The following is a 12427-nucleotide window of genomic DNA, read 5'->3' on the forward strand; positions in this document are numbered from 1 at the left end:
GAAGGTACGGATGATCGCATTCGGCTCCGTTTCACCACTGATCACGACACTGATTGTGTAGGTCATTGAGTCGCCCGTCGTGACGATGAAGATCGTGGTTAAAATCAGAAATAGAATTGAAGTCAGCATTGGCATTGGTAGTTGCTGAGTCACCGCAAGCAAAGCACCTGGCAAGTTAAAGCCTTCAAACGCCGCACTCACACTACCCGGTTCAGCAATTTCAAACGCAAGGCCTGAGCCGCCCACAATCGTGAACCAAAAACAAGTGGTTAACGGAGCCACTATACTGATGGTTGAAATAACTTGGCGAATAGTGCGACCACGGGAAATACGCGCAATAAAGATTGCCATCATCGGACCATAACCCAGGAACCAGCCCCAGAAAAATACTGTCCACCAACTTAGCCAACCTTCGTCACCGCGATAGGTCGCCATTGGGATAAAGTTATCCAGCATGCTCCCTACACCTTGAATGTATCCGTTAAAGATAGAATTCGTAGGGCCAAAAAACAGGATGTAAACCATCAATGCCATTGCCAGAATCACGTTGTAACGACTAAGCAGTTGCATGCCTCGGCTTAATCCACTGAGCGCTGACAAGGTGTAAAGCGCAATCGCAAACAAAATGATGATAAGCTGAGTGGTAAAGCCATCAGGAATATCAAACAGCGCATTTAACGCGTAGCTAACCTGTAAGCCTAGAAACCCAATTGGCCCGATGGTGCCTGCGGCTACCGCGATAATGCAGCACGCGTCAATCAATGCACCGAGTTGGCCTTTAAGTGCTCGTTCGCCCAAGACTGGGTAAAGCAAAATACGGGGTTTTAGTGGTAAACCTTTGTCGTAATGTAGGTGCATCACCACGATGGAAGTTAAGCTACCTACAATCGCCCAAGCCAGAAAGCCCCAGTGCATAAAGGATTGCGACAACGCATTCACCGCACCTTGCTGCGGGTTATCTTGCGCGCCGTACAAAGGGGGTGGGCTAACGTAATGCGCGATAGGCTCAGCCGCGGCCCAGAAAACACCACCACCAGCCAATAAGGTACAGAAAATAATCGCCATCCAGCGGAAAGAATCCATTTCTGGTTTTGCAATCCCGCCCAACATCACCTTGCCTGTTCGCCCTGCAGCCAAGCCAAGACCAATAAGAAAAGTGAGAAGCAGCAGTAACTGCCAGTATGGACCAAATACCTGAACTGCCCAGCCAAAGCCAGCGTTAACGATCGTAGATAACAGCTCGCCGTCATAAAGTGCAATAGCAACGAACAACGCGATGAAACCACCGCTATACCAAAAGGCCGGGTTACTCAGTCCTAATTTGTCCGTCGTGTTTTCTGTTGTTGATGTGTTGTGTTTTGCTTTCGACTTGCCCGATGACACGCTCATCGTGGAAGCTTTCATGCTATTGGTTAAATCAGACATACTCTGGCTCCAGAGGTTCTTTGCAGCAGCCAAAGACTGGCTACAAATGTGAGTTTTACGCCTGCCGTATTGTTATTATGTGGGCAGGCGGTTCCTACTTTGGGGAATGCTATGAAATAGGCTCTAATCCTTCTTTAAGGAAGTTGAACCAGTTTTCACCCAATATTTTTCCAGCCTCAGATTCACTGAATCCGTGACCCATTAATCCGTTGTAGATGTTCTCCATCCCTGCGCTGCCGCAGAACCATGGCAGCGCATCTGGCCATCCCGAGTTACTTGCAGAACCTTCGCCGTAATCCATCGCTTTTGACCAACGCCCGTTGCGCATCCACTCCAACACTTGTTGCGGCTGATTTAGGCACAAATCGCTACCGATACCTAAATGGTCAACGCCAAACATGTCTGCGGTTTTCGCAACCATCTGGCAGAAATCATCCAGCGTGCACTGGCTGCCATTTGGCAAATGGAATGGATATAAACTGAATCCAATCAAACCACCGCGCTCCGTCAGTGCTTTGATCACGGTGTTGGACTTGTTGCGCAGTGCGTCATGCGCAAATGTCGGGTTAGCATGGCTGATACAAATTGGACGCGAAGAGAGCTCGATAGCTTCCAACGTCGAACGCTCCGCGCTGTGGGACATATCAATGATCATCCCGACTCGGTTCATCTCTTCAATCGCTTGTTTACCAAAGCGAGTTACGCCGGAATCGTTTTGTTCGTAACAACCTGTCGCCAGTAAGCTTTGGTTGTTGTAGGTCAGTTGCATGATCAGCAGACCTTGGCGGCGCATCACTTCAATCAGACCAATTTCATCATCGATTGGTGAGCAATTTTGCGCGCCGAAGAAGATGCCGACTTTGCCTTCTGCTTTGGCTTTTTCTACATCTGCCATTGAATAAATAGGCATGATGAGGTCCGCATTTTGCTCGAAGCGCAAGTTCCATTCAGCAAAACGCGTTAAGGTTTCGCGCGCAGTTTCGTGGTAGACGATGGTGGCATGAACGGCGGTAATGCCACTCGCCTTAAGCGTTTGGAAATACTCTCGATCCCAATTGCAGTACTGCAATCCGTCAATCACAATCCGTTGTTGGTACATAACCACTCCTTAAACAATTTCTTAGCCTTTCAGTGCGGGTAACTGACACCATCAGCTACCCTGCTGTTCTTAGTAAGGGCGCTGATAAGCGGTTTTCACCACGGTGTAGAACTCTTTGGCGTACTGCCCTTGCTCACGAGGGCCAAAGCTAGATTCTTTACGGCCACCAAATGGGACGTGATAATCTGTACCCGCAGTTGGCAAGTTAACCATGACGCAGCCCGTTTGGACTTGCTGTTTGAAGATCGCGCTATTGCGCAGACTTTGCGTGATAATGCCGCCTGTCAGGCCAAAGCGCGTATCGTTCGCGACTGCAATTGCCTCATCCAGATCAGAAACGCGAATCACGCTTGCCATTGGTGCAAAGACTTCTTCTTGGTTCACTTCCCAGCTGTTTTGTGTGTTCAAGAACAGGGTTGGTGACATATAGTAACCGTCATGCTCTAGGCTCAGACGCTCACCACCGAAAGCCAGCTCCGCGCCTGCTTGGCGTGCATTTTCAATCCACTCAAAGTTCGCATTCAGCTGGTTACCATCAACAACAGGACCCATGAATACGCCCTCTTCCAGTGCGTGACCCACTTTTAATTCGCTCATGCGTTGGATTAGCGCTTCAACATACGCGTCGTGAATTCCGTCCATAACCACAAGACGAGAAGACGCGGTACATTTTTGACCTGCACCCGAGAATGAGCCTGCGATTGTGGCTTCAACGGCAATTTGAATGTCTGCATCATCGGCCACTACGAGCGCGTTTTTGCTGCCCATCTCTAGCTGACAACGCACAAAGTTTGGTGCCGTTGCCGCCGCTACTTTACGGCCTGTGTCCACAGAACCAGTGAAGCTCACGCCGTTCACATCTTTCGAATTGATAAGGGTATTACCAACTTGCGAACCGCTACCCAAAACGAGGTTAAACGTGCCAGCAGGTAAACCTTGGCGATGGACAATCTCAGTCAGTGCAACGGCACTCGCTGGAGTTAGGTTGGCAGGCTTCCAGACGACACTGTTGCCAAACGCAAGTGCTGGCGCGATTTTCCAAGCCGCTGTTGCTGTTGGGAAGTTCCAAGGAGAGATAATGGCGATAACGCCGACGGCTTCGCGAGTAACTTCAACGGAGACACCTGGACGGACGGAAGCAGCGTTATCGCCAATTTGACGCAGTACCTCAGCAGCAAAGTATTGGAAGAATTGGCCAGCACGGTAAATCTCACCTCGACCTTCAGCAAATGGCTTACCTTCTTCACGCGAAAGCAAGGTACCCAATTCGTCACATCGTGCAATGAGCTCATCACCAATCGCTTGCAACACTGCTTGTTTGCGCTCGATTGGTGTTTTTTCCCACTCTGACTGCGCTGATTTAGCCGCTTGAATCGCTTGCTCTACTTGCGACACACTCGCTTGTGCGAAATCGCCAATGTTTTCGCTGATATCAGAAGGGTTAATATTGGCGATGGTGTCCATGCCCGATTGCCATTCACCTGCTATGTAGAGGGATTTTTCTGCTTGAACATTGTTAATAAAAGTCATGGTTCTTTCCTTGTTCTTCCGATTTGTGATGGCAAGCCACCCACTCACTGATCTCTAATTGTTCTTATTGGATTTATTCTGGTTTGCTTGCCGACGCGTAGACAACAAACTCCACCAACATCTCTTCTCGCGCTAACCCTGCAACCACCATGGCGGCGCGATTTGGGTACGGCGCTTCAAAATATTCCGCGTACACTTGGTTAACGGTCTTTAAGTATTCTCTGTCAGTCACATAAATCAGGACCTGCAACACCGAGTCCGAAGACTCCCCTGCACACTCCAGGGTGTGAATGAGATTGTTAAAGGTTTGACGTGTTTGTGCTTCGATACCGCCTTCCACAACCGCGCCTGTGTCATCAATAGGAATTTGAGCCGTATACAGGGTTCCGTTGTTGACTATCGCCCATTCAAGCGGCGCTTTAGAAGCAAATAGACTGGTTTTAACTGGGTGTTTTTTAGTAGGAGTATTCACGTGCCTTTCAACCTTTGTAACAGCTTTGTTTCAATATGGTTAAATGATGCACATTGACAAGCGATAAATCTAACGGTAAATTTTTGACATTTGATAAATTAAACTTATCACTCTGTTTAAAATAACGTAAATAAAGGGATTAAGAGGCATTAGGGATGAGTATTAAGCTTCAACAATTAATGCATTTTGTGATGGTAGTCGAGGAAGGAGGCTTTCGAGCCGCTTCACATCGTGCAAATCGTTCTCAGGCGGCACTGTCAACATCGATAAAAGAGCTTGAAAAAATTCTAGGGCAAACGCTGTTTGAACCCGGAAACAAAACCAAATTGACCCCGTTTGGTGAAATTTGTCTTCCCAAAGTGGTTCAGTTTCTCAATATCTACAGTGCACTAGACAACGATCTCAAAGCAGCCGCTGCCGGACAGCAAGGGAGAGTGCGAATTGCGAGCGTTCCTTCTGTTGCAGCGAAGCTCATTCCTAGCGTGTTGGGCGCCTTTTGCGAACAGTATCCAAATGTAGAAGTAAGCTTGATAGACGATAATGCCGCTGGCGTCGAGGCTCGCCTACTCTCCGGTGAGGTCGACTTAGCGCTCGGTAACCCCTCTCACCTCGATGAGGGGGGCATTGACTTTACGCCGCTGTTAGCCGATCCAATAGGCGTGGTGTGTTTAAAGGACAACCCTATTGCGAGTCATCCAGAAGGAATCGAGTGGCAAACTTTGTTGGAACAACCCTTTATCCGTAACGGCACTTGTACACTTCTCGATCCAACCCCAGCAAGAGCTCTGAGTCAGCAAGCGCTCTATTCGGTCGAAAATATTACTTCGCTGTTTTCTGTCTTAGAACTTGGGATTGGTGTCACGACCCTACCGAAGCTTGCTTTCCCAACCAATGAAACACGCTTGGTTTGGATCCCGCTTATCGATCCACCACTTGAAAGGCAAATTGGTATATTTACGTTAACCGATCGCACGATCTCGCCTCAAGCTAAAGCATTTCACGATCTTTGTGTGCATTATTTAAACTATCAAAAAGAAGATAAATAATGGTTCGATTAACATGCGGATAATTAAAAGCCTCCATATTCAGAGTGGAGGCTAATTTGTATTTGTGTATTCGCTTCGTTCTATTTTTTGCGACGATTTCGGTTCTTATACACCACGCAAAAGTTACCACGCTTGGTACGACACTTTGAGCAACGCTCACAATCTACTGGTGCGCGATTGCCTTCTTTCCAACGTTTGATCAACTGTGGCTCAGCCAATAAAGGGCGTGACACAGCAAAAAATTGGATATCTGTGTTTTCTGCAATTTTCTCAATCGCATCAATGTCGCTCAGCCCGCCGACAGTAATCACCGGTATACTAACGTCCTGACTGATCACGTGACCATATTCGTGAAAGTAACCTTCTTCTTGTAGTGTGTAACCATCGAACGTTTGACCAACAAGTTCGTTTGCTTTGCCGTGAACATTGCCAGATACGATGATCGCATCAACGCCTATTTCTTCAAGTTTCTTACAGACGACGCGAGTTTCATCGAACGTTAAACCGCCGTCAAAGAACTCTGTTGCCGTCAGTTTAACGAGGATGGGAAATTCGCTTCCAACCAGCTTTCTGGTTTCAGAATAAATTTCTAAAAGAAAGCGCATGCGATTTTCTAAGTCACCACCATATTCGTCTTCGCGACGATTATAGTACGGGCTTAAAAACTGGTTAATTAAATAAGTGTGCGCCGCATGAATCTCTACTCCGTCAAAACCAGCGTCTTGAGCACGTTTACTCGCCAATGCGAATGCCTTTACGATGTAGTCTATTTCGTCCTTTGTCATCGCTTTGCCTTGCGTATTTGTACCACGCTCAGGCACGTCACTCGGAGCGAAGATGACACGCTCACCGACGTTATGGGTGGTTTTGGTGCCACCGTAAGCAATTTGCATCACGATTTTAGAATCTTGTTGATGTACTAGCTCTGTTAGCTTTTTGTATTCTTCAATAAAAGAGTCGTTGTAGATCCCCATCATACCTGCGTTGGGTTTCTCTTCTTCAACGATATTGGCATAACCCGTAACAATAAGCCCAACTTCCCCTTTCGCAAGCGTTTCGTAAATATCGTAAAGCTTTGCCGTCATGTGACCATCTTCGGTCGCCATGTTCTCCCACGTTGCGCTTCGCACAAAACGGTTCTTTAGGGTCATGTTGCCAATGCGGGCTTCGGAAAACAAAATGCTCAAAACCAGTCCTCTTAAAGTTGTCTTTATGTTTTATCTTTTCGCAAGTAAACAAGAACGAAAAAGGAACAGCGATACACGATGTATGGCTGTTCCTTCTCTGAATCCTTGAGACCTGCAAACTACAGGCGCACCTTAATGCCTCGGAGACGACAAAACTTTAATCTGGGTTAAGGTTTAGTGAGTTTTTAGATTATGTAAAAGGATGATTCTTAATCGTGTTCATTTCACTGGAGTTAAGATGCTTCGTCACCCACTTTCAGTCGTAAAGCTTTTGTATTTCGCTAGCTGGTGATTCAACTCAAACATTCACATTGTTAGTTTGTATGCTGCCATGGGAACTAGCACTCCCCCCAATGTTTACATTACAAACTATCGATATTGAATTCTCATATGGTAAGTAGAGTTATTGCGCTGTTTATACTTTTTGGCTTAATCGTCGCTATCTCTTGGCATTATTACGCGTCAGCGGAAACGCGCGATCCACTATGTTTTACACACTGGTTGTTTTTGCTTTTAGATATGAATACGTGATAGTGAAGCTAGAGGAGGAACAGGAAAAACAGTGAAAATAAAGGACAATAGAAAGTTAAATGACCTTACTTCCAGGTAAGGCCATTCATGCATTCAGCAGCAAAAGATATTGGCGTTTAGCAAACGCTTAGGTTTGGTTGTTACAGAGCTAGAGGAATCAACTCGACACCAAGCACACCACTGATCCCCATCACCACTAGCAGTGAGACTTTAAACACCGACTTTGACCAAGCGATGTAGTTGTTGTCATCAATGCTGCGAAAGGTCACTTTCGTCCACATAAAGCAAACAACCGCTGCAACCGCTAAGTATTCATACCCGGCTTCACCTAGTAAAAATAACCCCAACGATACTGCTCCAAACGCCACGACATACGCTTTCATGTGTCGATGCGCTTTATGAATACCTTCTTTAACTGGCAATACGGGAATCCCAGCTTCTCGGTAGTCTTGCATGCGAAACATGGCAATGGCATACGAGTGCGGCATTTGCCAGAGACAGAACATGGTAAAGAGTAAAATCGCTTCCAAGCTAATGAAGTTTGTTACCGCTAAGTAACCCACCAATGGCGGAACTGCACCTGAGATACTTCCCACTAAGGTCCCATACACCGAGTTACGTTTATACCACATCGTGTAAAAGAACACGTAATACACGTAGCCAAGCAACACGACGACAGCGGATAGTGGGTTCACTCGGATAAATAACAGTGCGGTTCCTACCAGCAATAAAGCAAGTGCATAAACAAACGCAATATCGATATTGATGTTGCCTTTCACTGTTTCACGATTTCGTGTACGTGCCATCTTTTGGTCGATATCACGATCGAAAATATTATTCACCACACAACCTGAAGCGATGACTAACCCAACACCAACTAACGTCGTAACGAACAACATTAGACTGGCTGGTTCTGTTTTTGCGGCGAGGAAGAACCCCGCCGCAACAGAAATCAGGTTGCCGAAAATAATGCCCGGTTTAGTGATAGACAAATAACTTTTCAGCATACCTTGACCTACAACTTCATGTTGACGTTCATGTTGTAGATGATCCATACCGAGCCAGCGATAAGGATAAGTACAACAATGGCGGTAAACATCAGTGATACAAGGTTCCAACGTCCGTCGGATGTTTTTGTTTCCATGTGCAAGAAGTATTTAAAGTGAACAAATATCTGCACTAATGCACATCCAAATAGAATCGCATAGGTCGTTGTATCTGGTAATGATTTCGTCCAAACAAAGTAGAACGGAATTACCGTCAGAATCAGTGAGGCAATAAAGCCTTTCACGTAATCTGACGCACTGGTTTCTACATGTTGATCCATTACATTACCCCCAGTAAGTAAACGATAGTAAAGACACAAATCCAAACGATATCTAGAAAGTGCCAGAATAGGCTTAAGCAGTTAAAGCGCATTGCCATATTGTCGTTCAGACCTTTCGTCGACAGTTGATGATACGCTACCGCTAACCAAATCAGACCAAAGGTTACGTGCAGGCCGTGCGTACCAACCAACGTAAAGAATGCCGATAGGAATGCACTTGTTTGTGGCCCATAGCCTTCTTCAATCAGGTGATGGAACTCATAGACCTCCATACAGATAAAGCCAAGACCAAGCGCGAACGTGACTAACATCCAGCGTTTGAGACCAGCAACGTTGTTGCGCTTCATCGCGATAATGCCAAAACCAAATGTGATACTGCTAAACAGCAGCAACATGGTTTCGACAAACACGAATGGGAGTTCGAAAATGTCTTTACCTGTTGGGCCCGCAATTGAATTGCTCGACAGCACAGCGTAAGTCGCGAACAAGGTCGCAAACAATACACAGTCACTCATCAGGTAAACCCAGAAGCCAAATAGCTTGTTGCCATTCGTGTCATGGTGGTGATCATGGTCGTGATGTGCTGCGATATTAGTTTGCATACGTCACCTCCAGATCATCTTTACTTTCGCTGTCTTTCACTGAGTTTTTCTTCGCTTCTTCAAGCTGAGCTCGACGTTCGGCCTCAATTGCTTTGATCTCTTCAACTTCCACGTAGTAATCCACATCATCGTTATAGCTATGCTGAATACACGTCACGATAATACCGACCAAACTTGCCGCCGCTAGCCACCAGATGTACCAAATCATGCCGAAGCCAAATAGGAGCGACCAAGCCGACACGTAGATGCCTGTTGCAGTGTTTTTTGGCATATGAATACGTTCGTATTCCACTTCTTTAGTTGGATCGAACTCGCCACTTTGTTTCTGGTACCAGAAGGCATCTAGCACATCACCTTTTGGTAGGTGCGCAAAGTTGTAGAACGGCGGTGGAGACGATGTTGCCCACTCAAGAGTACGACCACCCCACGGGTCACCAGTTAGATCACGGTTTTGCTCGCGGTCACGGATACTCACGTAAATTTGGATGAACTGAGACAATACGCCCAGCGCAATCACAACCGTACCTGCTGCGGCAATCGACAACAGTGGGAAGTATTCTGGGTTGATGTCTTGGCTTAAACGACGAGTCATCCCCATGAAGCCCAGCGCGTAAAGCGGTAAGAACGCCATTAAGAAACCAATAATCCAAAGATAGAACGCGCGTTTGCCCCAAGTTTCATTCATGGTGAAACCGGTCGCTTTCGGGAACCAGTAAGTGATCGCAGCGAAACATCCAAACACCACACCACCAATGATTACGTTATGGAAGTGCGCAATCAGGAACACAGAGTTGTGCAGAACAAAGTCCGCACCCGGAACCGCCATTAGTACGCCCGTCATACCACCAACAGTAAAGGTGATAAGGAAGCCCACCGTCCACATCATTGGCGTCGTAAAGCGGATGCGGCCTTTGTACATGGTGAATAGCCAGTTGAAGATCTTCACCCCAGTTGGGATAGAAATGATCATCGTGGCAATACCGAAGAAGGCATTTACGTTCGCGCCAGATCCCATCGTAAAGAAGTGGTGTAGCCAAACGACAAACGCAAGAATCGTGATAACTACGGTAGCCCAAACTAGCGATGTGTAACCGAACAACTTTTTACGTGAAAAGGTTGCGGTGACTTCTGAGAACACACCAAAAATTGGCAAGATCAAGATGTACACTTCTGGGTGACCCCAAGCCCAAATCAGGTTGACGTACATCATTACGTTGCCGCCAAGATCATTGGTAAAGAAGTGCATGCCTAGGTATCTATCCAGCGTAAGCAGAGCGATAGTCACCGTTAGGATTGGGAATGAAATGATGATCAAAATGTTTGCACACAGAGACGCCCAAGTGAAAACTGGCATCTTCATCATTGGCATAGACGGTGTACGCATACGCAAAATGGTCGCGAAGAAGTTCACGCCTGTTAACGTCGTACCAACACCTGATATCTGCAGCGCCCAAATCCAATAGTCGACCCCGACTCCTGGGCTTGCCTCAATACCTGAAAGCGGCGGATACGCTAGCCAACCTGTACGACCAAATTCACCTAAGCCGAGAGACATGTTTGTTAGGATGACACCAACAACAAACAGCCAGAAGCTCAAGTTATTCAGATACGGGAAAGCTACGTCACGTGCACCAATCTGCAATGGCACGATGATGTTCATCAAACCAATGACCAATGGCATCGCTACAAAAAAGATCATGATCACGCCGTGGGCAGTAAAAATTTGATCGTAGTGATGCGGTGGCAAATAACCTGCTTCACCCGCAGAAGAAAGGAGTTGCTGACTACGCATCATGACTGCGTCAGCAAAACCACGAACAAGCATCACCATCGCTACTGCGATGTACATGAAGCCAAGTTTTTTATGGTCTACTGAAGTAAACCATTCATTCCACAAATATTGCCACTTTCCGGCTTTAGTTACCGCGTAAACTACGGCTAAACCAACCAGCGCCACAACCGCTAAGGTGATGACGATAATAGGTTCGTGGAATGGAACTGAATCAAGAGTTAATCTTCCAAACATTACGATTATCCTTGGTTTTCAGGCAAACAGTTCATTGAACCAGGATGCTGAGTCACAACGTCGGTGAACAAGAACGGAGGAACGCTAGAGAACAAAGTGACTGGCTCTGCGATACTTGGCGCTGCCAGTGAGCTGTATTGCTCCCAATCTTCAATACGATCAGGGCTCGCCTTCACTTTCTGCACCCAATTTAGGAACGCAGCACGATCAGACATTGCTGAAGCTGTGAACTTCATTTGCGAAAAGCCTTCGCCGCTGTAGTTCGATGCAAAACCCTTGTAGTCACCTTCGTGGTTCGCTATCAGGTTGAGCTTGGTTACCATTCCTGGCATCGCGTAGATCTGTGTACCTAAGCGAGGGATGAAAAACGCGTTCATGATGTTGTCCGAAGTCAGTTTGAACTGCACTGGCACGTCTTTCGGGAACGCCACATAGTTCACCGTCGCAATGTTTTCCTCTGGATAGATGAACAACCATTTCCAATCGAGTGACACCACTTCGATGGTCATTGGTTTAACATCACTTTCCAATGGTTTGGAGGGCTCTAGTTCATGAGTCGAACGCCATGTGATCGTCGCAAGAATCGCAATGATGATGATTGGAATTGTCCATACCACCACTTCGATTTTGGTCGAGTGTGACCACTCGGGTGCGTACTCTTCTTCAGTGTTAGAGGCGCGGTATCGGTAAGCGAAGTAAATCGTCATTAAAATCACAGGGATTACAACGATCAACATCAGCAAAAGAGCAGTAATAATTAACTCTTTTTCTTGCACACCAATGGCACCTTTGGGGTCAAGTAAAGCTGAATTACATCCTGAGAGCATAAGTATGACGGACGCCAAACTTCCCCTCGACAAGATGCGTTTATATCTTGAGGCTTCCATTAACTTTCTCGATGGTTGTCTGGTTTCAAAGCAGATGCCAATCAAAGTAAATAAGAGCTCACAAATTGCGCAGAGGTAATGTATGAGAACAAGAAGAAACTTCGCTAAGTAGTTATTCTACTTACAATTTTTCAACTTCGTCATCAAGCATTTAACCAGCTAGAATGAACCGTTATTTGCTACGATACGATTGGTATCAAGCCAAGAACCAGTTGTTATAGTCATTAGAATGTTTATGTGTTGAGCATGAGTAACGTCGGGCTCAGAGCGAAACAAAACGGAATTGAGTGGAGAT

At 46.4% G+C, this 12427-nt stretch carries 11 protein-coding genes; 1 reads left to right on the forward strand and 10 read right to left on the reverse strand.

The features are described 5' to 3' along the window. The 4 genes from IQR33_RS10520 to IQR33_RS10535 form a co-directional block, all read right to left on the reverse strand. Window positions 1-1425 (reverse strand): BCCT family transporter (locus tag IQR33_RS10520; RefSeq protein ID WP_228013842.1); only part of this gene is annotated, 1425 nt, incomplete at its 3' end. Window positions 1426-1534: 109 nt separating this feature from the next. Next, window positions 1535-2524 (reverse strand): membrane dipeptidase, encoded by a 990-nt coding sequence (locus IQR33_RS10525; protein WP_053303711.1) that lies wholly within the window; start codon window positions 2522-2524, stop codon window positions 1535-1537. Between the two features lie 69 nt (window positions 2525-2593). Then, a complete protein-coding gene (locus IQR33_RS10530) occupies window positions 2594-4054 on the reverse strand; it encodes an aldehyde dehydrogenase family protein (RefSeq protein WP_193843688.1) in 1461 nt (486 codons plus the stop codon). Window positions 4055-4127: 73 nt separating this feature from the next. Beyond that, window positions 4128-4526: a RidA family protein gene (locus IQR33_RS10535; protein ID WP_193837734.1), complete on the reverse strand. Its 399-nt coding sequence runs from the start codon at window positions 4524-4526 to the stop codon at window positions 4128-4130. A 155-nt stretch (window positions 4527-4681) separates the two neighbouring features. Here IQR33_RS10535 and IQR33_RS10540 point away from each other — a divergent pair, with 155 nt between their 5' ends. Further along, complete coding sequence (locus IQR33_RS10540; RefSeq protein WP_005375788.1) at window positions 4682-5572, forward strand: LysR family transcriptional regulator; 891 nt, start codon at window positions 4682-4684, stop codon at window positions 5570-5572. 80 nt (window positions 5573-5652) lie between these two features. Here the strand turns inward: IQR33_RS10540 and IQR33_RS10545 are convergent, their stop codons facing one another. The 6 genes from IQR33_RS10545 to cyoA all read right to left on the reverse strand — a co-directional run bounded on the left by IQR33_RS10545 (window position 5653) and on the right by cyoA (window position 12132). Next, the gene (locus IQR33_RS10545) at window positions 5653-6759 is read right to left on the reverse strand and encodes an NADH:flavin oxidoreductase (RefSeq protein WP_017821199.1); all 1107 of its coding nucleotides are present in this window, start codon (window positions 6757-6759) and stop codon (window positions 5653-5655) included. Window positions 6760-7430: 671 nt separating this feature from the next. Continuing rightward, the gene (gene cyoE / locus IQR33_RS10550; protein ID WP_017634257.1) at window positions 7431-8345 is read right to left on the reverse strand and encodes a heme o synthase; all 915 of its coding nucleotides are present in this window, start codon (window positions 8343-8345) and stop codon (window positions 7431-7433) included. Next, window positions 8306-8617, reverse strand: a complete 312-nt coding sequence (gene cyoD / locus IQR33_RS10555; protein WP_012842490.1) for a cytochrome o ubiquinol oxidase subunit IV — start codon at window positions 8615-8617, stop codon at window positions 8306-8308. The genes cyoE and cyoD overlap by 40 nt, the downstream gene beginning before the upstream one ends. Beyond that, the gene (cyoC, locus tag IQR33_RS10560; RefSeq protein WP_005375782.1) at window positions 8617-9219 is read right to left on the reverse strand and encodes a cytochrome o ubiquinol oxidase subunit III; all 603 of its coding nucleotides are present in this window, start codon (window positions 9217-9219) and stop codon (window positions 8617-8619) included. The genes cyoD and cyoC overlap by 1 nt, the downstream gene beginning before the upstream one ends. After that, a complete protein-coding gene (gene cyoB / locus IQR33_RS10565) occupies window positions 9209-11245 on the reverse strand; it encodes a cytochrome o ubiquinol oxidase subunit I (protein WP_005375781.1) in 2037 nt (678 codons plus the stop codon). The genes cyoC and cyoB overlap by 11 nt, the downstream gene beginning before the upstream one ends. A gap of 5 nt (window positions 11246-11250) precedes the next feature. Next, complete coding sequence (gene cyoA / locus IQR33_RS10570) at window positions 11251-12132, reverse strand: ubiquinol oxidase subunit II (protein WP_005388604.1); 882 nt, start codon at window positions 12130-12132, stop codon at window positions 11251-11253. Window positions 12133-12427: the final 295 nt, after the last annotated feature.

The organism is Vibrio sp. OPT46 (genome assembly GCF_015163535.1).
Lineage (GTDB): Bacteria > Pseudomonadota > Gammaproteobacteria > Enterobacterales > Vibrionaceae > Vibrio > Vibrio alginolyticus.

Excerpts from the sequence above, each read along its gene's own strand:
- IQR33_RS10525 (WP_053303711.1), bottom strand. The coding sequence starts at position 2,524 with ATGTACCAACAACGGATTGTGATTGACGGATTGCAGTACTGCAATTGG.
- IQR33_RS10530 (WP_193843688.1), bottom strand. The coding sequence starts at position 4,054 with ATGACTTTTATTAACAATGTTCAAGCAGAAAAATCCCTCTACATAGCA.
- IQR33_RS10540 (WP_005375788.1), top strand. The coding sequence starts at position 4,682 with ATGAGTATTAAGCTTCAACAATTAATGCATTTTGTGATGGTAGTCGAG.
- cyoE (WP_017634257.1), bottom strand. The coding sequence starts at position 8,345 with ATGGATCATCTACAACATGAACGTCAACATGAAGTTGTAGGTCAAGGT.
- cyoD (WP_012842490.1), bottom strand. The coding sequence starts at position 8,617 with ATGGATCAACATGTAGAAACCAGTGCGTCAGATTACGTGAAAGGCTTT.
- cyoC (WP_005375782.1), bottom strand. The coding sequence starts at position 9,219 with ATGCAAACTAATATCGCAGCACATCACGACCATGATCACCACCATGAC.
- cyoB (WP_005375781.1), bottom strand. The coding sequence starts at position 11,245 with ATGTTTGGAAGATTAACTCTTGATTCAGTTCCATTCCACGAACCTATT.
- cyoA (WP_005388604.1), bottom strand. The coding sequence starts at position 12,132 with ATGGAAGCCTCAAGATATAAACGCATCTTGTCGAGGGGAAGTTTGGCG.